Source organism: Undibacterium sp. Ji50W (genome assembly GCF_049340445.1).
Lineage (GTDB): Bacteria > Pseudomonadota > Gammaproteobacteria > Burkholderiales > Burkholderiaceae_D > Undibacterium.
The window spans coordinates 66,293-86,000 of the sequence record NZ_JBMPOX010000014.1 but is presented as its reverse complement, the minus strand read 5'-3'; the positions used below and the strand labels follow the sequence as shown (position 1 = coordinate 86,000).

Sequence of the window (19,708 nt, the reverse complement as noted above, 5' to 3'; positions counted from 1 at the left end):
ATAGTTTGGGTCGCAACTGACATGGTAACCATTAGAATTAGGGCTTACGCAAAATTATCCCGGCAAGGTGTGGCGACGAAGACAGTACTTTAGTACAAGCAAGGTCTTTGTAAATCAGGGAGCAGCAACGTAGCAGGGACGACTTTGCGTAAGTCCTAAGAATATCGCACAAACACATGACATCATGTATTGAGAAATGCAAAATTTGCCTATACTGCCGTCCAGCCTGAACCAGTTGGAAACACATATCGTCAAGCTGATGATCATTCTGTTCGTCATTTTCTCTCTGCTGCCTTATGGCCTTTCCTGGGATTACACTGGTGCCTCTGCCGTCACGATGGAAGGCTCGCTCACCACCAAATTGCAATGGGGTAGCCTGTTCATTCTGGCAACCGGCATTCTTTACCGCCATTTGCCAGAGGCCCTGAAAGACATACGCGCCATGAATCCCTTCCTGGCACTGGTTCTGATATGGTGCCTGGCTTCCAGTCTGTGGTCACCTCTGTCGGCGACCACCTTCAAGCGTGCCATACAACTGTATGGCCTGGTGATGATAGGTTTCAGCGTGCAACTGGCCGCCCGCCCACTGCAACTGATGGTCAATTATGTGCTCTACACCTTGTCGGGCTTGCTGATACTATCGTTTTTCATGGCGATTGCTGTTCCCAGCATCGGTGTGGATTACGAACTGGGGGGGGCCTGGCGTGGTGCCCTGTCACAAAAAAATGAGTTGGGCCAGGTTGCAGCACTCAGCATTTTGCTGTGGCAAATCAAGTCGTGCATAGAAAAAGTCGGCATACGCAATCTGGCTTTGGGCCTGTTATTTTCTTTTTTTATGCTGGTCATGAGCAAAAGCTCCACCAGCATGATTATTACCATGCTGACCACGGGTATATTCCACCTGTTGCGCAGACGCCATATTTCATCTTCCTATTCACTGACGCGCGCCACCCTGGTTATTGTTTGCCTGTTGACTATTGCCGTCTATATTTTTTTCATGCAAGAGTCACGCATGCCTACCTGGCAAGAAGCCGCATCCCCCATTGCCGGCCTGTTTGGCAAAGGCACGGACCTGACTGGCCGCACCGATATCTGGCAACTGGTGTGGCTGGAAATCAACAAGCATTACCTCATGGGTCTGGGTTATGGCGCTTTCTGGCTGGGGCCGGACAGCCTGTCGCAATTTGTGATTGACGCACTGCACTGGATACCCTTGCAGTCACACAATGGTTATCTGGACATCCTCAATGAACAGGGTCTGATCGGTTTGATACTGGTTATACTGACACTGCTGACACAGGCAGGCTTTCTGGTGACCCTGGCCCGCCTTGACCGCCAGCAGGCAGCATTCTGGTCTGCCATGCTGACCGTGGTGGTGGTGACCAATTTCACCGAAAGCAGCCTGTTCCGTGGCTTTGTGTTCCAGAACGTGTTTTTCATCTTTAGCCTGATCGCTGTCAGTTCTGCCACACGAAGATTGAAGCAGGCCCAAGCTGAATCAGCTTAGCAGCTTGCGCCCCATCGCCTGGAAGTTCTGCTCGATATAGCGATAAGACAGATGCGACAACAACCAGGAAAATACCGTCACCACCACCAACCGTACCAGGATAGAGGCTTCAGGCATATACCAGGCCACCACGCCAATCACCAGCCAGTGGTACAAATACAGGGAATAGCTGATCCTGCCCACATACACGACCGGGGGCCATTGCAGGAAACGGTTGAAGTAATTACCTGAAAACACCAGCGTCGCAAACATCAGGAACAGGGCAATGCCTTGCAGTGAATAGCGCAGCGATTCGCGAAATTCTTCACCACGAATGGCAAGGCTGATCAACATGATGACCGCCCCCGCTGCAAAGCTGAGCCAGGTATTCAAGCGTGCAAATAGCTGGGGATAACGGGCCAACACCAATGACAGGCAGACGCCATACAGAATCGAATCGGCACGGGTATCTGTCGCTGTATAAATCCGGTAATGCAGCAGATGGTCCAGACCTATGCCATACACCAGATAGCTACGCCAGACCAGCATCGCCAGTAAAATCGCGGCGATGACACCCAGAAAACGCCTGGGCGTACCAGCAAAGATCATGAAAAGAAAGGGAAACACAAAATAGAAATGCTCTTCCACCGCCAGTGACCAGGTGATGGCCAGCGGTTGCTTGATCAGTTCACCACTGAAGGTGGAATAAATTCCGTAGTAATTCGCAAAATACAGAAACACCGCTGCCGGTTCGGTCCATGCCCAGACATCACCAACCAGCGACATCAAGCTCACCGACACAGCGACAAATAACAACAGGGCCGGTGTCAGTCGAAACAGCCTGCGCACATAGAAGCGGCGAATGCTGATACTGCCATTTGCATCCCACTCCGATAACATGAGCTTAGTGATAATGAAGCCGCTGATAAAAAAGAAAATCGTGACGCCCAGGCCACCCGGCACGACATGACCAAAGCCGGCATGTGAGAAAAAAACCATGGCAATGGAAACCGCGCGCAAACCATCGAGCGCCTGCAAGCGATGCTGGGAATGTGCACTCATGATTTGCCTGCCCCCGGCTGGCTACCATAGGCATGCGAAGACTTGCCCCAAAAATAACTTAGCTTACCCAGTTGGGACGCAGCAATTCTCAACCAGGTAAATGTTTTGAGTGGTTTGACAGGCAAATACAGTAACGCGAACAGCAATGCCAAAACAAACTGCACGCAGGCACGGCCACTCAACAGGATGGCTGCACGCAGTCTTTTCATGCCAGACAGCATCGCCAGTTCGGTACGGATAAACAATTGCCCGGTGCGATAAGAACGCTGCAGCAACCATTTTGCTGTTGCCCGTTCTGCCGGAATAGTTTCACTGGCCGGTGCTTCATCACACCACACCATGACCGCTCCCATCGCATCCAGCCGCCGGAACAGCATAGTATCTTCACCGCCAGTGGTACCAAAGGCAGGGTCGAACGGGCCCACACCTCCCTGCTGGCTGGCCGTCAATCGTTGCAGCAAGGCATGCCGTATCAGCACGTTGCCGCTGCGGGCGTCGCGGTGGTCAATACGGGTGCCGGTAGGCAAGCGCCGACGGTCAAAATAAGCACCCTGGCGTATCCAGTCTGGCGTGGTTTCTGCATAATCGGGCAATACCGGCGCAAACACCACATCGGCATTGTGCGCAAGCTGTACCGCCAGCAATTGCTGCAACCAGGTGGGCACTGGCACTTCATCATCGTCTATCATGACGATCCAGTCGCCCTTTGCTGCGGCAAGGGCTGCATTGCGGGCCAGGGAAATATTGGGATTGGCGAGATTCACGATGGTCAGGCTGTTGCCAAACAGCAGACCCATTTCTGCCAGTACGGCCGATGCAGATTGTGCAGGATCATTATCGACAACGATAACTTCAACACGGTGTCCTGCCGCCTGTTCCCAGATCGCCTGCAGCAAACGGCGCAGCAAAACTGGTCGCTTGTAGGTGCAAATACAAATACTCAGATCAGTCATGAGATTTACTGTTTGCGTCGGAACATACGGGATACAAGGCGATACATCCAGGAAAAAGGTGCCAGGCGAGATGCACCATCATCCTCATGCTGATTGTAGATCGTACCCAATACTTCGACGCCAGCCGCCAGCATATCTGCCTTGGTCTGGCGCAGTTCATCGATATAGGTATGGTCTGCGCGCGCCAGCAGCAAGACACTGCCGGTCTGGTGGGCGACCATCTGGGCATCAGAAGCTTTTGACGCTGCATGGGTATCAATCACAAAGGCGTCAAACTGATCGCTGCAAGATTCCAGCAATTCACGGATGCGCGGTGCCCGCAAAATCTCCAGCGGATTGGGCGGTTGCGGCCCGGCTGGCAGCAAATGCAGGCTGGGCATGAGTTGAATCAATGCATCGGCGAGACTGATGCGGCCCGCCAGCACGGATGAAAGACCATCTGGCTTGCCCAGCGAAAAACATTCGTGCAGGCTGCCACCGCGCAAATCGGCATCGATCAGCAAAGTACGTTTGCCTACTTGTGACAGGGCAATCGCCAGGCTGGCAGCCATATAGCTTTTACCATCCCCTTTGGCGGCGCTGACCATGGCCAGTTTGATTTTTTCCTGGCCGCTGAATTTCAACAGCAATTCACTGCGTAGGCGCCGGATTTCTTCGGCTTCTTTGCTGAAGGGAAAATAAAAGAATTTCAGCGAAGGGTCGGCACTGCCGTTCATCAGGCTTTTGGTCGAATAGCCAAATTGCTCGCCCAGTGCCTGGTCCAGTTGCGCCTGGGTCAGATAACCCAGCGCCAGGGCAGCATCGCCAAAGCGCAGCTTTTTTTCTTTTTGCAGTTGCGCGACCTGGTCGATCTGCTCAGGTGTGAGCAAGCCTTTTTGCAAAAAAAGTTCGCCCAGTCGTCCTATCTTGGATGCATTCTGCACCTGGGTTTCAGCTTCACGCATGCATACCTCGCCCAAGCTGTTGTCCTTGGCTGTCACTACCGCTCAATTTTTCGTCAAACCCTATTTTCGCCATCACCGGCTCGTCAAATTCACGTTCCAAATCTTCCAGGCAGCGCACGCGCCGGTTCATCAGTTCCAGCAAGAATGCCAGGCCGAAACCAAAGACCACACCAGCCAGCAAGCCGAATACCAGGTTATTACGCAGCAAAGGTTTGGCGTGTTTTTCAGGCACTTCCGCCCATTGCATGACAGAGGCATTGGAAATCGCGACGTTACTGGTCATCAGCAATTCATCAAATTTTTGTATCGCGGCATTGTAAATTTTTTGTACGCTGTCGAGCTGTCGCTGATATGAACTGATGACATCCCTGTGTTTTTTATTTTCAAAGGTCTTTTTCTGATAGCTGGCAATGTCAGCCTCGATGACTTTTTCCTGCTGTGCCAGACGACCTTCGGTGGCCCCCAACATCTCGAAAGCCGTAGAAGATTCTTTTTTCAGTTTATCCATCAGGGCCTGGCGCTCATCCTGGATGGCGATATATTTCGGATGACGCACACCGAGCGTGATCTTGGCATTTGCCATTTGCGCATCAAGGGAAATCAACGCTGCCTTGAGGCCGGAAATATGCCCTATGCCAGCGATTTCGGGGATATCTGATTCAGGATTGCCCTGCTTCACCAGTTTTTCCAGTGATTGCCGCTTGGCCTGCGCCTCTTCCCGCTGCAACTGTACATCGACCAGACGCACGCTGAGGGCATTCATCTGCTTCGATTCCAGGTCAGCTCTTTCATCGACATCCACGATCTGATATTGCTGCTGATAAGCCGTGAGTTTTTTTTGCAACTCATCAATCTGGCGGCTCATGGATTCCAGTTGCGCATTGTACTGATCGCGCCTGGCCCTGGCGGGCGCATTCATCATTTCCAGCGATAAATCGATGTAAGCCTTGACCACGGCATTGGCAACCTCCTTGGCATGTTTGGGGTCACTGGACGAATACTGGATTTCGATCACGCGGCTGTTTTTATGCGGGGCGACATCGGTATTCCTGACGATGGATTCAGCCAGCGCCCGCAGCCCGCGCTGCTCACCATAACGGAGGACAAGTTTCCTGCCATCGGGTGTTGCCTGCAAGCCCAGGACCTGTATCACTCTTTCGGCAACCTGCACGCTCTTGATGACATCGAACTGGGTCTGCAAATAACTTTCATCCTGCATGGGATGAAACTGGCGGCCGCTGATCGGATCATTCATGCGGTAATCAATGAAGATGTCAGCACTCGCCACATAAGTCTTGGGCAGCAACAAACTGGCAACGAACGCAGCAGCCACCGCCACCACCATGACAAACGCGATCAATAGCTGACGCGCACGCAGCATGGCCCCGATCTGGGCAAAGGACAGTACCAACTCACTGGGGGATGTTCTCATGATGCGCTTTAGAATATCCGTTCGTTGATAAACACGACATCACCCGGCAACACGCCATCCATAATACTGGCCGCCACCTCGCGCACTTCGCCACCCGGCATTTTGCGATAAATGATAATGCGCCGTACCGAGCCTCTGTCAGTCACGCCACCACCTATGGACAGGACACGCATGACGTTCAAATCTTCTTCCATCGGGTACATGCCGGGCTTGCGCACCTCGCCATACACATAAAAGTTCTTGATCTGGGGTACGAAGAGCAGGTCGTTGGGCTGGATTTTCTGTGCCAGCTCGGGGGCGAGCCTGACCGCATCCAGTTCCAGTTTGATCGATGAATATTCACGCAATTCTGACGCTGGCTTGCCGGGTTCACGGCGCAGGATGCGCAAGCTTTTCTCGGCTTTTTGCGACACGCCGCCAGCCAGGCTCAACGCTTCCAGTATGCTGATTTGTCCCTGCAAAGGGTAGCGCCCTGGGCGCAGAACTTCGCCCAACACAGAAAAAGTTCTGCTAAGCTGCTGTATCACCTTGATGGAAACCTTGGGATTTTTTATGTACTGTCCCTGCTCCAGTTTTTTGGAAAACACGGCAGCGATTTCCGTTGCGGTCCGCCCTTTTACCTCAACTGTCCCCACCAGGGGCAAGGTAATCACGCCACTTTCGCCGACTGTGACATCGGCAGTCAGATCAGGCTGGCCAAATACGGTAATCAATAACTGGTCACCTTCACCGATAACGTCACTGGCGGCTTCAGGCTGCACATCTGTGGCAGAAATCACTACCGGCGGATTTTTATCTGCCTGCGGCAACTGCAACAAACGATTTTCCAACTTCAGGCCTGTGGCAGATTCAGACACACTTTCCTGCGCCATCGCCGCTGTGGCCAAGGCAACTGTCAACACTGCGGCGACTACTCGACAGACCGTTATTTGACGAAAATCAGAAAAAATGGACCAAATTGGCATCATGCATTCAAGCTTTTACATAAAGAACTTCATTTTATATTGCAATAGTAAGAATAGATGCAAATTTTTGTCAGGACAACAAAACTCAAGCCAGGACTGGTATATCGCCTATATTGATATTGTCTTTTAATAACAAAAATTAACCTTTGTTGAATTGTGAGCAACTCAAAGCTACGTTAACATTCACTTAAAAGCCGGAAAGATAACCATGCACACACCAAGTCCCACCTCATCAAGCAATGCCGACAGGGTAGTCCCCCTGGTCATTATTGCGCCCGTACGTGATGAGGCAGACTTGATCAGACTGACCCTGGATTCCATGGTGGCGCAGACTGTCAAACCGGTGGAATGGATCATTGTCGATGATGGCTCGCAGGACGGCACCGCAGACATCGTGCGTGAGTATGCAGAAAAACACAGCTTTATCCGGCTGGTGCAGCGCCCTGACCGTGGTTTCCGCAAGGTTGGCGGTGGCGTTGTCGCTGCCTTTAAATTTGGTATCACGCAGATCCAGCATCAGGAATATGAATATATCGCCAAACTGGATGGCGACATGTCGTTTGGTCCGCGCTACCTGGAGCTGATGTTTGAACAATTTGCGCAAAACCCGAAACTGGCAGCCGTATCCGGCAAGGTCTTCCGTGAAGAAGACGGGCAAAAAATCGAAGAACACATCATAGATGAGCATGTGGCCGGGCAATTCAAACTATACCGCCGGGTCGCATTTGAAGAAATCGGCGGTTTTGTCGAAGAAGTGCTGTGGGATGGCATAGATGTCCACACTGCCCGCATGAAGGGCTGGACTACCCTCAGCTTTTTAGACAGCAATGCCATACTCATGCATCACCGCTTGATGGGCTCTTCAGACAAGAATGTGTATCGTGGCCGCCTGCGCTGGGGGCGTGGTATCTGGTTCATGGGTTACCACCCGCTGTATGCATTGGCATCCGGTGTGTTTCGCATGCGTGAAAAACCCTTTGTGATCGGCGGCCTGCTGATTGTCGCCGGCTATATCGGTGCTGCCATCAAGGGTGCGCCGCGCTACGACAATCTGGAATTCCGACAGCATCTGCATCGCTGGCAACTGGGGCAAATCAAGAACCTGTTTTTCAAGCGCAAGAGTTGATCAGGGAGTTGGCCTGATAGTCCCGATAGTCATCAGCAGTTTTACCCCCTACCGACCTTGCGACCTCGACTGAATTGATTCAATATTACCGATAACACTGACATCCATGGTTAATGCGTCATCAGCTTCAAATCCCTCCCAACCAGCGCAGCTTTTGACGGCGCTGACTGGTATTACCTTTGCTGCGACCATTTACCTGACGCTGTTTGCCATCATCATTTATTCGGAACATGCCGATCCGGACATCTTTGGCGTACGCATGCTGATCGCCACGCTGGCCAGTGTCATCGTGTTTTCCAGCCATCGGATGCTCAATACCCTGCAAGAAAAACGTCTGCTGACGATTTTCCCCAGCATTGCCGGCCGCTGGTTCGTGGTTTTCATGATCGTCGTACTGAGTGCCTATGTCGATAAAACCTCGGAACAACTATCACGCACCGTCATGCTGACCTGGTTGCTGGCCACGCCTTTCAGTCTCACCTGCACCGCCGTGTTCATGCGCAGCATCGCAGTGATTTATTATTCGAATCCAACCCGACGACGCAAGGCGGTACTGATCTGGTCCAATTCTGCCTGCGCAGACCTGGTCGATTCCTTACGCAGGACCCCTTTGGCAGCGATTGATGTGGTCGGTTTTTTTGATAACAGAAATGAATCCCGCCCCCCCAGCAACCTGAGACGGCTGGGTGACTTGAGCGAAGCCACAGACTGGATCGTAGACCCTGAAACCGGTCATGTAAATGTCGATGTCGTTTTCATAGGCATGAACACCAAGGAACCGCCAGAGCTGGCCGAAATTATCGCGGTACTGGAAGATAGCACCGTGTCCACCTATTTTGTGCCCGAATCGCTGATCTTTGGCATGCCCGGCATACAACTGCGTGAGCTGGCTGGTCGCCCGGTACTGGCATCGACCGAAACCCCTTTCATCGGGCTGGCGGCGTTGCCGAAACGCCTGCTGGATTTGTTTGGCTCGCTGGTAGGACTGATCTTGCTGTCGCCTATACTGCTGATGATAGCCATAGGCGTGAAACTGGGGTCACCTGGCCCAGCACTGTTCAAACAAAAGCGCTACGGCATAGCCGGACGCCCCATCAATGTCTATAAATTCCGCAGCATGCGCCAGACCTCGCCAGATGCGCCAGTGATACAGGCAAAAGCAGGTGATCCGCGCGTCACACCGTTTGGACGTTTCTTGCGCCGCACGTCCCTGGATGAACTGCCGCAGTTATTCAATGTCCTGCGTGGTGAAATGAGCCTGGTGGGGCCACGCCCGCACGCCATCGAGCACAATGAACTGTACCGCAAACTGGTCAGTGGTTATATGTTCCGCCATAAAATCAAACCTGGCATCACCGGCTGGGCACAGGTCAACGGCTTGCGTGGCGAAACAGAGACGCTGGAAAAAATGGAAGAACGTATCGACTATGACCTGTACTACATACAACACTGGTCAATCTGGCTGGATATCGTGATTATCTGGCGCACCTTGAAAGTGGTACTAGGCGATAAGAACGCTTATTGAGCAAGACATCACCCTGCAGCCTGGCGCAATTTGCGTAATTGCTGCCCCAGGCTGGATTGCTTCAGAAACTGCTTGCTGCGGTACACACCCGCCTGCGCCATCGCTATCATGGCCGGTGAACTGATTGCTCCTTCGCACAAGGCATTTGCCCCTGTGGCAAAGCGCAATTTATACGCCTGATCACCCCTGCCCAGGTCGATGGACGTCAAGCCCAGTTGCGCGGCATGTTTTGCACACTGCGCCAGGATGACAAGGCCAGGTGAAAATTCTGCATACGTCGTGTCGTACCAGGGGAACCAGTAATGCAATACCTTCTCTGAGCGCATGCCAAAATGTGCCGCGACCAGCCTATCCCCTGCATGCAGGGTGGACAGCATGCCGGTAAACCCGGGCTCTTTGGCGAGCCGGATTTCTTCCAGCACCTGACGCACCCAGTCCAGCCGAAAGATGTCATGCGCCGCCCCGACAGTGCGCTCAAATTGCTGGCTTTTGCCTTTCAGCAAAGCCTGGTAATCACCCAGATCACTGCTCTGCATGTCGAAACGCAATTCGCCATATTTCTTTGCCAGTTTACGCTCGTTGGTCGCCACTTTCTTCATCAGCGATGCATCTCTTTTTTCGGACAGTCGCTGTACATATGCATCATAGCCACCAGTCAAATCCAGGATATGAGACTGACTCTCTATCCAGGCATGGGATTTGAAATCAGGAAATTCAACCGGCACGTGGTTAAAACCAAAGTGGCGGCACTGCATGGCCGCCAGAACCCGGCTCATTTCCCATTCGGATGAAGGCTGGCGTATCGGGCCCTGATAATCGGATAAAAATCCGCCTATGGATACTGCACGAAACGCATTCAGCGCATGAAAAGGCCAGACACCAGTCAGTCTATTATTTTCTTCACACAGCAAGACCCTGGCATCAGCGCGTGCATGGCCGACAATGACGGTGAATGCAGGATGATAATACGGGCTGTCGTATGTCCCATTAGTTACACTAGTCACATTACTGTGACGTAGCGCCAGCCATTGCCGCAACACTTCCGGATCCAGTTCACTAGCCTGTATCAGGCTGAACTTCATTGCGCCGGCTCCACAGTCGCAAAATAGTCTTGCAGATTGGTACGCAGGCCGTTCTCTATGCTTTGATCCACCAGACTGGACAAGCTGCTGCGCGCCGCATCAAACACAAACAGGCGGTATACGTCAGACAGATGCAAGCCGACCGGATTGAGCAGCAATATCCATAACTCAGCACCGGCTTCGTTCTTGCGCAACCAGAAACGGCTTCTTGATGTCGTGGTATTGGCATTCACCCGCGCCACCCAGCCAGCTTCTGACATACGTTCCAGCAAGCCTTCAATTTCATCGATACCCAGGCGGGTCTGAGTACGTATCGCATTGACATCAACGGCTGCTCCGGCATTCGCCATGCGCGCTTCGACCAGCACCTGCAAAATGCAGACTGCATCTTCAAACGCACTACCCGGAGTAGGCACATGCCACCAACGCTCAAACTTCACGATGGGCAACGCCGCTGCAATCACCGCCCCGATCAAAATAATCAACCAGGAGACATAAATCCAGACCAGAAAGATAGGTACGGCAGCCAGTGCCCCATACACCACGGTATAGGTGGGAAACTGAATGACAAAACTGGCGAATATGCGTTTGGCAATCTCGAAGGCAATACCGGCAAACAAACCACCCCAGGCCGCATCACGCCATTCCAAAGACCGATTCGGCACGATCAGATACAACAGCGTGAAAGCACCTGTAGTAAATAAAATCGAGGCCGTGGTGTACAACACACCGCCAATGAAAGGTACGGACCCCACCACCCCGGTCGTGGCAGTGAACAGGTAAGAAGTAGAAGTCAGCGACACGCCGACCAGCAAAGGCCCCAGCGTTACAATGGCCCAATACACCAGCAATCTTTGCAAAATCGGACGGGAACGCTTGACCTGCCAGATCTGGTTAAAGGACTTGTCTATGGTTGCCATGGTGGTAATGGCAGTCACCATCAGGGCGACACCACTGATGGCAGAAACACGGGTTGCCTTGGTAGCAAATTGTGTCAGATAGCCAAGAATGGTGTTGGAAATCCCCTTAGGCATCAGACTTTGAATAAAATACGCTTCCAGCGACGTACGGAAGGTGTTAAACAAGGGAAAAGCAGTAAAAATGGCCAATGCGACAGTCAGAATCGGTACCAGTGCCAGCACGGTGGTAAAGGTAAGACTACCGGCAACTTGCGGCAAGCGCCCTTCTTGCAGGCGTTGCAGGGCGAATTTGAACAGGTTGAGTATTTGTTTCCACGACAGACCACGCATAGTTTTTTGCAGCTTGAAATAAAAGTACCCTCTATTTTACTGAGGGTCAAAGAATAAAGACTCATATAATACAAGCATGACTACACAAGAACTCACGATTTTGGTTTTATTTTATTCCCGCCATGGCAATACCAGGAAAATGGCAGAGCTGATTGCCCAGGGCATAGAAAGCGTACCGGGCTGCAATGCACGCCTGCGCACCGTGCCTGCCGTGTCCACCGTGGCCGAAGCCACAGCACCAGATGTACCGGCAGCAGGCGCACCGTATGTAGAATTGTCTGACCTCAGGGAATGTGCAGGACTGGCATTAGGCTCCCCTACCCGCTTCGGCAACATGGCCGCTGCCATGAAATACTTTCTTGACGGCACTGCCGCCGACTGGTTGTCCGGCACCCTCAGCGGCAAACCGGCCTGCGTATTCACCTCTACCGGCAGCCTGCATGGCGGGCAAGAATCCACCCTGCTCAGCATGATGCTACCCCTGATGCACCATGGCATGCTGCTGCTTGGCCTGCCGTACAGCCATCCCGAATTGATGACCACCTCCACCGGTGGCAGCCCCTATGGGGCAACCCACTGGTCCGGCAAGGATGGCACACTGCCACTGTCAGAAGACAGCCGCAAGCTGGCCATTGCACTGGGCAAACGACTGGCCGAAACCAGCCGCAAATTGCAGGCCGCAACATGAATACGACACCCACTACACCCCGCACCGCCCCCTACTACTGGGTAGCATCCGCCAGCCTGATTGCCCTGTTCATACTCTGTCTGCTATGGGAATGGATGATTGCGCCTTTGCGTCCCGGTGGTTCGTGGATGGTGATCAAGGCGTTTTTTCTGTTGATACCATTGCGCGGCGTACTGAAAAAAGACAACTACACCATGCAATGGTCGTCCATGCTGATCTGGCTGTATTTTACCGAGGGTATCGTCAGGGCCAACAGTGACAAGCTGGCGCTGTCTGCCATGCTGGCCTGGGGCGAAGTGGTACTGTCACTGATTTTTTTCTTCAGCACGATTTTTTATTTGCGTCCGCTAAAAAAAGCCGCGAAGGCATTGGCCAAAACCAAGGCAGCCGAGCAATGATGCCGCCATGCCTGCATCAACAATCCGAAACCTGTGTTTACTGACACCATGAACCCTGAATTTCTTGCCTCCTGCGCACAGATCATCGGTCAGGATCACGTGCTGACCTATGAACCTGATCAGCAAGCCTACCTGACCGACTGGCGCCAGCGTTATACCGGCAAGGCAATGGCGGTATTGCTGCCCACATCCACGGAAGAAGTGGCGGCATTGCTCACCTTGTGCGCCCGCTATCACATCCCCTGCGTGCCGCAAGGCGGTAATACGGGCCTGGTGCTGGGCAGTGTGCCGGACCAGACCGGTCAGGCAGTCATCCTTTCGCTCAAGCGCATGAACCGCGTGCTGGCAGTGGATGTCAGCAACAATACGATGACAGTGCAAGCGGGCTGCCTGCTAGAAAATGTGCAGACGGCGGCAGAAACGCATCAACGATTATTTCCTTTATCACTGGCATCCGAAGGCAGTTGCACCATAGGCGGCAACCTGGCAACCAATGCCGGTGGCACGGCAGTACTACGCTATGGCAATGCCAGGGAATTGTGCCTGGGGCTGGAAGTGGTGACGGCAACAGGCGAAATCTGGAATGGCTTGCGCGGCCTGCGCAAAGACAATACCGGCTATGACTTGCGGGATTTGTATATCGGTGCCGAAGGTACCCTGGGCATCATCACCACTGCAGTACTTAAACTGTTTCCGCAACCGCGCGCCAGCCTGACTGCGCTGGCTGCGGTGCCTTCAGCAGAGGCTGCATTGCAATTGCTGAATCTGGCACGCAGTGAACTCGGGCCGACACTGACAGGTTTCGAATTGATTTCCGACTTCAGCCTGCAACTGGTGCTGAAACATTTTCCCCTGCTGAAGAAACCACTGGACAGCAATTGTCCGTATTACACCCTGCTAGAAATTTCTGACCATGAATCGGAAGAACATGCAAATGGCCTGATGGAAAGCATGCTGGCAACAGCGCTGGAGCAAGGCCATGCGACAGATGCCGTCTGTGCCACGTCCATCAGTCAGTCGAAAACCCTATGGCAATTGCGCGAACACATCTCTGCTGCGCAGGCAATGGAAGGCAAGAATATCAAGCATGACATTTCCCTGCCAATTTCAGACATACCCGCCTTTATCGATATGACCGATGCGGCGCTGCATGCCGCCTTCCCGGGATGTCAGGTAGTGTGCTTTGGCCACCTGGGCGACGGCAATCTGCATTACAACGTATCGGCACCGGTGACCATGCGCGATACGGATTTCATTCAACAACAGCAAGCCGTCAATCGCATAGTACATGACAGGGTGCATGGCCTGAACGGTTCCATTTCCGCCGAACATGGCCTGGGCATGTTGAAACGGGAAGAAATCACCCGGTATAAATCGGCACTGGAATTATCTTTGATGCGCAGCATCAAGGCAGCACTGGACCCGGATAATCTGATGAACCCGGGTAAACTACTTTAGCGCCGCTGTCACGCTTGCCTATCGATGCTCCAGACGTCGCATATTTTGCTGACGTCCGCCATTATTTCTCTGGGGTGCTGCACTTTCTATTTTCATTTCCCTTGGCAACTGAAAAACGCTGACCGCCTTCGTCAGTTCTCCGGCCTGTTCCTCCATGCTTTCTGCTGCCGCCGCTGCCTGCTCTACCAGAGCGGCATTCTGTTGTGTCATTTCATCCATCTGGGTAATCGCCAGGTTCACCTGTTCTATGCCTGAACTTTGTTCCTGGCTGGCTGCCGTGATCTCGCTCATGATGTCGGCCACATGCTGGACGCTGGTGACGATTTCATCCATGGTCTTGCCGGCTTCATCCACCAGCCTGCTACCCTGATCCACTTTGTCGACCGAATCACTGATGAGGGATTTGATTTCCTTGGCGGCGCTGGCACTGCGTTGTGCCAGATTGCGTACTTCAGCCGCCACCACGGCAAAACCACGACCCTGTTCACCTGCCCTGGCGGCTTCCACCGCTGCATTCAGGGCCAGGATGTTGGTCTGGAAGGCAATCCCGTCGATGACACCAATAATGTCGACAATCTTGCGTGAACTTTCCTTGATGGAACCCATGGTGCTGACCACCTGCCCCACCACGGCACCGCCTTTGACTGCAACACCAGATGCCGATACCACCAGTTGATTGGCCTGCCGTGCATTGTCGGCATTTTGCCTGACGGTGCTGGTCAGCTCTTCCATGGAACTGGCGGTTTCTTCCAGCGAGCTGGCTTGCGATTCGGTGCGACTCGACAGATCAGCATTGCCAGAGGCAATTTCTCGCGACGCCACGGTAATGGTTTCAGTACCGACCTTGATTTTAGAGATGGTCGCGAGCAGGTTTTCCTGCATCGTGCTCAGGGAGCGCAGCAAATCACTGATCTCATCCGTGCCTGTTACGATAACTGTATTGGTCAAATCACCGTGCGCAATCTGGTCAGCAATGACAGCAGACGATTTGATAGGACCGGAAATGGTTCTGGCAATCAGCCATGCAGCGATCGAACCAACCACGATAATCAAAATACCAATAATCAACATGCCAGTTCTGGCACTTTTATAATTATCAAGCGAACCATCATAGGCGGATTTCATGGCCTTATGCTGTTGCTGCGCCAAGTCCCCCAGGGACGCCATCCATTTTTCGTTCGGGACATTGAATTCGGTCTGCAAGGCTGACGCCGCATCAAAATAATTACCTTCGCCGACCAGACCTTTGATCTTGTTGGCAATCACCATCACCTGTTGTTTTTGCTCAATCGAATTTTGCAGCGTGCTTTTTCCTTCATTGTCGTCTATCAGTTTTTTGGCAGCGTTTTCTGAAGCAGTATAATTTTCCAGTATTTTCGCCAGTCGCTTGGTTTCTCGTTCTGCTTCTGCCAAATCACTGGGGGAAGTCATCTTGCGCAATACCAGTGCCAGCGCCCTGCCCTGTTCGCGCATATCAGTTGCGGCATCCAGGCTGGCGACCTTGGTGTTAAAAATGTAGTCGGTTGAACCTTGCAATTGGCTCATACGAAACAGCCCCAGCACCAACAAGCCGGAAGCAAACAAAATCACAAGACCAAAACCCAGCGCCAGACGGCCACTGATTTTTAAACGTAATAATTGGTTCATACATTTCCCTGAATATCTGACACTAGAACGGCAGAAGGTATTAGTACGTCAAGCACAAGCCATCGCAACAAGCCCGGCACTGACAGCGGCCACGTGCTCCTCATTTCTGCCTTACCTTGATAACGACAAGAACAAAATATGACAGAAAAAATCTCTTCAAAAAGCCATGAGCAAAAGCAGTTTGACCGAACTGGCAAGATGAGGAAGAACTGACTCGAAAGCGATCGATGTTTAAATGGTTTAAATGATTTGAATGCTTGTTGTGCGGGCGCTGCCGTTCAATACCAGTGGCAAACAGGCTTGCCCAGCGTACCCACAAAATCAAACATAGTCGAATAGACCCGGATAGGCCCGAATAAACCATTCATGCCGACATGAATCAATGTCCCCTGTAATTATTATGTAATTCTCTGCGCAACAAATGAAAGTGCTTTAGTAAAGTATAGCTGAAACACCAAGGGCGCAAATGAAGAGAACATGACGAATTGCAACATCAGAGACATAAACAACAACTCAAACATGAAAAACAGATCGGACATCCGATGACTGCTTATGCCTGATGCATTGATTACGAATGCACATGCGTCAATGGCGCCGCCCTTTCAATGGACCAAGTATTTGGTTTGCAGGCAATACAATAGCATTGAAACGCGAAACGCCACGCTATACAATATGATCATGATTAAATCATTCCTCCACAAAGGACTAAAGGCCTTTTTTGACAATGGCAGCAAGGCTGGTATTCAGCCACATCATGCAAGCCGGCTCCACCGTCAGTTGCTTAGGCTGGATATAGCCAAAGCTGCCAATGATATGAATTTGCCGGGCTGGAATTTGCATACACTGTCAGGAGAACTTGCAGGACATTATTCAATCACTGTCAATGGCAATTGGCGTCTGACTTTCACTTTTGAAGGCCAAGACGCGATTCTGGTCAATTTTCAGGATTATCACTAAGGAGAATTAAAAATGAGCAAAATCTTTAACCCGCCGCATCCCGGCGAAACCCTGCGAGAAGATATATTGCCCGCTTTGGGTTTGAATGTGACCGAAGCTGCCGAACAATTAGGCATTACCCGCGCCGCATTGTCACGCGTGCTGAATGGCCGCGCCGCGATTTCCCCTGTCATGGCGCTCAGGTTGGAAGCTTGGCTAGGGGTAGACAATGGTGGACGTGCTGACGTATGGATAGCAGAACAAGCCGCTTATGACCTGTGGCAAGCAAGGAAAGCAGGCGCGCCCAAAGTAAAACCTTTCAAACCTTTGGCAACAGCCTGAGAAAAGAAACGCCAGACTATCCTGATGGATAGCGCAGGAAACCCTGCATGTGCTTGTCAGGCATCCCGACATTTGAGGATTAGCGCTGGAAGGAGCATTAATGATTGTCCCCACCTACTTAACACTTCATGACGCAGTGCAATTTTTGAGCAACCAAACCGCTCAACCTGTAACAACAAACTGGCTACTACAACACGCCAGCGAAGAAAAATTGCAAATTTTCTTTCATCCTCAACGACTGGTCGTTACGGGTAAGCGTCTGTCAGTTTATGTGCATCCTGATTTAGTTGCACTCATCAAGCAGGAAAAGAAGCCTTACGAATGCGGCGGCAGAACCTTGGAGCACCTATTGCTGGGTACGGCATTAAAACGCCCCAAGCATCGTTAGCCAGAAATAACCGAGCGATACGCGCGCGCGTGATGGTGGAAATATGTCTGTCCAAAAGGATAAAAAAACTGAGGTTTTCTGAGGTCAGGGCATTAAGTTTTGTTAAGCTCTTAACGTCACAAATCCAACAAGCAATTTCAATGTCCTGCTACCCAACGAAGAAGCGGGCTCCTGGCAACGATGATATTGCCAAATCTACTGGGCTCGGGCAATAAAGATGATTGTCAGGAGAACTAGCAGGATTGTTACCCACACCGGAGCGGTGATTATTAGGGCAATAATTAACGAGATTACGACGATGACAATTACTGCATTCCAGAAAGCCCAATTAGGTTCTCGATGGGTATACCCACCAAGCACTGCCGCTGCGCTCTCACGTAGGCGTTTCAGAAAGTACCAAATGGCTGGGATAATAATACCGAATGCCAATAGAATCAAAGCTCCGGTGTATGACTTGTCAATGTCTTTTCTTTTGCTATCTGCAAAGTACACTTCGTTCGCTTGGAATAGTTCTTCTTGCGCGGCTGATTTTTTCATAGTATTAACGTTGCTATGTAGACGCCATAAGTCACACCATGAATCTGTCCCAAAAAATGGGCGAAACGTTGAAATCAAAGTATTGCGAGTCGCTCCGAGAGGGCCTTCAAGAGTGTAGTTAATACCGTTCACATCAAATATTTCATAGATTGACTTCAATTCCCCTTGTTTGCGAAGCAATCTAAATGCAATAGCCTTTTCCTCGGCACTGATTGCCGTACTTATAGGAAAAAAATTCCAATTCTCATTCGAGGATCGAGTATTTGCTGTGGAACCTTCGCTAAGAAGAAGGCTATCGCGAATTGCCGACCAAATTTCATCGGGGTGCATGCCTATTGGAAAAACAAATTTCCCTACATCCTTCACAACGATTGTTTGAGTAATTTTTCCTGATTTACCAACAAGCTCAAGTGAGGCAATATTTTGCGCACTCTCCTGATGACAAGCAGCAACAGCGGAAGACAGTCTATTTTCTAGGTTGCTAGACTCTATAAATCCCCTTGCCGCAGCTATAGCGGCCAGTCCAGCAAACAACAAAAAGAATCTTTTGGAAAATGACATTGGTGTCTTGATTTTATTCTCTGACTCAAGTCCTGTCGTTGGTAAATTGAATTGCTTCTCTGGTGCCAATTCTATTTTTTCCGGGTTGTACTTTTGAATCAAGCCATAGCAAAAGAAGATTCCAAGACCATTTGTGCAAATCAATGGCCCCCATACCCAAATTATTTGACTTTTGCCTAACTGTTTGACGATTCTTGATAATTTAGCAAAAACCATCAAGTAAGCGATTATGGCTATTAGCAGAACCAAATGAAAAATTGTCAAACGTGTCCCTGATATCTTCCAACCAACAGTGGACTGGAATTGCAAAGATAGAATAAGTAAAATAAAAAAAATCCCTACAGACCAGCACATAACCTTAAACCATCTCCTCATTTTTCTAAAATGGTCTTTCAATGGTTGTCTTATATGCATGGTTGCTTGCTCGTCTACCACTCCTTGAGCATCATTCCTTCTTTTAAGTTCCGGCTCTCTGATATTTCTCAATTTACCTTTCTCAGTAAATGAGCCATCCAATAAATTTCCGACCACATACAGAACGACTAAAGAAAAGATGAAGGAAGCTAGTCCTATAATCAGCCCTGCGGTATCTTGCAAGTCATCCCCGATGATGAGATTGGCTATTTTTAAAAGAAGCCACATACTGCAAAACCATGAAAGTAGGTGCGAAGCTATCAAGATGAGAAACTTTATGGCACTCATATTTTTACCTCTCAATCATTTACAGACAAATACTCAAGGTAGAAATTGAGTTTCAAAAGACAAAGTGGACAAATCAACCTCAATTTAATTATACGACTAAAGAAAGTTGGCTTTACTGAACTAGCAGCAATTACCATTCGGAACGCGGAACCTAGAAATATGATTTCTCAAATCGGGTTACATGGTGGTTACATGGCGTCAAAAACGAAAAAGCCCAGAATTTTAA

At 50.9% G+C, this 19,708-nt stretch carries 18 protein-coding genes; 9 read left to right on the top strand and 9 right to left on the bottom strand.

The genetic code is table 11. From position 1 onward, the window contains the following. Positions 1-196 precede the first annotated feature (196 nt). Positions 197-1,507 carry an O-antigen ligase family protein gene (locus tag ACO0K9_RS18685; protein WP_422987591.1) on the top strand — a complete coding sequence of 437 codons (1,311 nt, stop codon included), beginning with the start codon at positions 197-199 and terminating at the stop codon, positions 1,505-1,507. Here ACO0K9_RS18685 and ACO0K9_RS18680 read toward each other — a convergent pair. From ACO0K9_RS18680 to ACO0K9_RS18660, 5 genes are read right to left on the bottom strand one after another with little or no spacing between them, the layout of a single operon-like run. Continuing rightward, a complete protein-coding gene (locus ACO0K9_RS18680; protein WP_422987590.1) occupies positions 1,499-2,548 on the bottom strand; it encodes an acyltransferase family protein in 1,050 nt (349 codons plus the stop codon). The two genes, ACO0K9_RS18685 and ACO0K9_RS18680, sit on opposite strands and share 9 nt — an antisense overlap. Continuing rightward, on the bottom strand, positions 2,545-3,501 hold the full coding sequence (locus ACO0K9_RS18675; RefSeq protein ID WP_422987589.1) for a glycosyltransferase family 2 protein: 957 nt from the start codon (positions 3,499-3,501) through the stop codon (positions 2,545-2,547). The genes ACO0K9_RS18680 and ACO0K9_RS18675 overlap by 4 nt, the downstream gene beginning before the upstream one ends. 5 nt (positions 3,502-3,506) lie before the next feature. Beyond that, positions 3,507-4,445: a polysaccharide biosynthesis tyrosine autokinase gene (locus ACO0K9_RS18670; RefSeq protein ID WP_422987588.1), complete on the bottom strand. Its 939-nt coding sequence runs from the start codon at positions 4,443-4,445 to the stop codon at positions 3,507-3,509. Beyond that, positions 4,438-5,877, bottom strand: coding sequence for a Wzz/FepE/Etk N-terminal domain-containing protein (locus tag ACO0K9_RS18665; RefSeq protein ID WP_422987587.1), 1,440 nt, complete (start codon positions 5,875-5,877; stop codon positions 4,438-4,440). The genes ACO0K9_RS18670 and ACO0K9_RS18665 overlap by 8 nt, the downstream gene beginning before the upstream one ends. An 8-nt stretch (positions 5,878-5,885) precedes the next feature. Then, entirely contained in the window at positions 5,886-6,779 is an 894-nt protein-coding gene (locus ACO0K9_RS18660; RefSeq protein WP_422987586.1) for a polysaccharide biosynthesis/export family protein, read from the bottom strand. A 271-nt stretch (positions 6,780-7,050) separates the two neighbouring features. Here ACO0K9_RS18660 and ACO0K9_RS18655 point away from each other — a divergent pair, with 271 nt between their 5' ends. After that, the gene (locus ACO0K9_RS18655) at positions 7,051-7,968 is read left to right on the top strand and encodes a glycosyltransferase (RefSeq protein WP_422987585.1); all 918 of its coding nucleotides are present in this window, start codon (positions 7,051-7,053) and stop codon (positions 7,966-7,968) included. Between the two features lie 154 nt (positions 7,969-8,122). After that, on the top strand, positions 8,123-9,493 hold the full coding sequence (locus ACO0K9_RS18650; RefSeq protein WP_422987584.1) for an undecaprenyl-phosphate glucose phosphotransferase: 1,371 nt from the start codon (positions 8,123-8,125) through the stop codon (positions 9,491-9,493). Between the two features lie 8 nt (positions 9,494-9,501). Here ACO0K9_RS18650 and ACO0K9_RS18645 read toward each other — a convergent pair whose 3' ends face one another. Both ACO0K9_RS18645 and ACO0K9_RS18640 read right to left on the bottom strand, forming a co-directional pair. Next, positions 9,502-10,575, bottom strand: a complete 1,074-nt coding sequence (locus ACO0K9_RS18645; protein ID WP_422987583.1) for a GNAT family N-acetyltransferase — start codon at positions 10,573-10,575, stop codon at positions 9,502-9,504. Next, positions 10,572-11,825 carry a YihY family inner membrane protein gene (locus tag ACO0K9_RS18640; protein WP_422987582.1) on the bottom strand — a complete coding sequence of 418 codons (1,254 nt, stop codon included), beginning with the start codon at positions 11,823-11,825 and terminating at the stop codon, positions 10,572-10,574. Before ACO0K9_RS18640 ends, ACO0K9_RS18645 begins: the two co-directional genes overlap by 4 nt. A 76-nt stretch (positions 11,826-11,901) precedes the next feature. Between ACO0K9_RS18640 and wrbA the strand changes: the two genes are divergently transcribed. The 3 genes from wrbA to ACO0K9_RS18625 are packed head-to-tail and all read left to right on the top strand — an operon-like array spanning position 11,902 to position 14,369. Further along, positions 11,902-12,513: an NAD(P)H:quinone oxidoreductase gene (gene wrbA, locus ACO0K9_RS18635; RefSeq protein WP_422987581.1), complete on the top strand. Its 612-nt coding sequence runs from the start codon at positions 11,902-11,904 to the stop codon at positions 12,511-12,513. Continuing rightward, positions 12,510-12,911, top strand: coding sequence for a DUF2069 domain-containing protein (locus ACO0K9_RS18630; RefSeq protein WP_422987580.1), 402 nt, complete (start codon positions 12,510-12,512; stop codon positions 12,909-12,911). The genes wrbA and ACO0K9_RS18630 overlap by 4 nt, the downstream gene beginning before the upstream one ends. Positions 12,912-12,959: 48 nt before the next feature. Beyond that, complete coding sequence (locus ACO0K9_RS18625; RefSeq protein WP_422987579.1) at positions 12,960-14,369, top strand: FAD-binding oxidoreductase; 1,410 nt, start codon at positions 12,960-12,962, stop codon at positions 14,367-14,369. An 18-nt stretch (positions 14,370-14,387) separates the two neighbouring features. Here the strand turns inward: ACO0K9_RS18625 and ACO0K9_RS18620 are convergent, their stop codons facing one another. After that, complete coding sequence (locus tag ACO0K9_RS18620) at positions 14,388-16,016, bottom strand: methyl-accepting chemotaxis protein (protein ID WP_422987578.1); 1,629 nt, start codon at positions 16,014-16,016, stop codon at positions 14,388-14,390. Positions 16,017-16,694: 678 nt separating this feature from the next. On the opposite strand from ACO0K9_RS18620, the gene ACO0K9_RS18615 reads away from it, so the two are divergent. The 3 genes from ACO0K9_RS18615 to ACO0K9_RS18605 all read left to right on the top strand — a co-directional run bounded on the left by ACO0K9_RS18615 (position 16,695) and on the right by ACO0K9_RS18605 (position 17,682). Next, positions 16,695-16,973, top strand: coding sequence for a type II toxin-antitoxin system RelE/ParE family toxin (locus ACO0K9_RS18615; protein WP_422987647.1), 279 nt, complete (start codon positions 16,695-16,697; stop codon positions 16,971-16,973). A 12-nt stretch (positions 16,974-16,985) separates the two neighbouring features. Continuing rightward, entirely contained in the window at positions 16,986-17,294 is a 309-nt protein-coding gene (locus tag ACO0K9_RS18610; RefSeq protein ID WP_422987577.1) for a HigA family addiction module antitoxin, read from the top strand. A 100-nt stretch (positions 17,295-17,394) separates the two neighbouring features. Continuing rightward, a complete protein-coding gene (locus ACO0K9_RS18605; protein ID WP_422987576.1) occupies positions 17,395-17,682 on the top strand; it encodes a hypothetical protein in 288 nt (95 codons plus the stop codon). A gap of 195 nt (positions 17,683-17,877) precedes the next feature. On the opposite strand, the gene ACO0K9_RS18600 is transcribed toward ACO0K9_RS18605, so the two are convergent. Further along, positions 17,878-19,482, bottom strand: a complete 1,605-nt coding sequence (locus ACO0K9_RS18600) for a hypothetical protein (protein WP_422987575.1) — start codon at positions 19,480-19,482, stop codon at positions 17,878-17,880. Between the last annotated feature and the right edge of the window lie 226 nt (positions 19,483-19,708).

Excerpts from the sequence above, each read along its gene's own strand:
- ACO0K9_RS18685 (WP_422987591.1), top strand. The coding sequence starts at position 197 with ATGCAAAATTTGCCTATACTGCCGTCCAGCCTGAACCAGTTGGAAACA.
- ACO0K9_RS18680 (WP_422987590.1), bottom strand. The coding sequence starts at position 2,548 with ATGAGTGCACATTCCCAGCATCGCTTGCAGGCGCTCGATGGTTTGCGC.
- ACO0K9_RS18675 (WP_422987589.1), bottom strand. The coding sequence starts at position 3,501 with ATGACTGATCTGAGTATTTGTATTTGCACCTACAAGCGACCAGTTTTG.
- ACO0K9_RS18670 (WP_422987588.1), bottom strand. The coding sequence starts at position 4,445 with ATGCGTGAAGCTGAAACCCAGGTGCAGAATGCATCCAAGATAGGACGA.
- ACO0K9_RS18665 (WP_422987587.1), bottom strand. The coding sequence starts at position 5,877 with ATGAGAACATCCCCCAGTGAGTTGGTACTGTCCTTTGCCCAGATCGGG.
- ACO0K9_RS18655 (WP_422987585.1), top strand. The coding sequence starts at position 7,051 with ATGCACACACCAAGTCCCACCTCATCAAGCAATGCCGACAGGGTAGTC.
- ACO0K9_RS18645 (WP_422987583.1), bottom strand. The coding sequence starts at position 10,575 with ATGAAGTTCAGCCTGATACAGGCTAGTGAACTGGATCCGGAAGTGTTG.
- ACO0K9_RS18640 (WP_422987582.1), bottom strand. The coding sequence starts at position 11,825 with ATGCGTGGTCTGTCGTGGAAACAAATACTCAACCTGTTCAAATTCGCC.
- wrbA (WP_422987581.1), top strand. The coding sequence starts at position 11,902 with ATGACTACACAAGAACTCACGATTTTGGTTTTATTTTATTCCCGCCAT.
- ACO0K9_RS18630 (WP_422987580.1), top strand. The coding sequence starts at position 12,510 with ATGAATACGACACCCACTACACCCCGCACCGCCCCCTACTACTGGGTA.
- ACO0K9_RS18625 (WP_422987579.1), top strand. The coding sequence starts at position 12,960 with ATGAACCCTGAATTTCTTGCCTCCTGCGCACAGATCATCGGTCAGGAT.
- ACO0K9_RS18620 (WP_422987578.1), bottom strand. The coding sequence starts at position 16,016 with ATGAACCAATTATTACGTTTAAAAATCAGTGGCCGTCTGGCGCTGGGT.
- ACO0K9_RS18615 (WP_422987647.1), top strand. The coding sequence starts at position 16,695 with ATGATTAAATCATTCCTCCACAAAGGACTAAAGGCCTTTTTTGACAAT.
- ACO0K9_RS18610 (WP_422987577.1), top strand. The coding sequence starts at position 16,986 with ATGAGCAAAATCTTTAACCCGCCGCATCCCGGCGAAACCCTGCGAGAA.
- ACO0K9_RS18605 (WP_422987576.1), top strand. The coding sequence starts at position 17,395 with ATGATTGTCCCCACCTACTTAACACTTCATGACGCAGTGCAATTTTTG.
- ACO0K9_RS18600 (WP_422987575.1), bottom strand. The coding sequence starts at position 19,482 with ATGAGTGCCATAAAGTTTCTCATCTTGATAGCTTCGCACCTACTTTCA.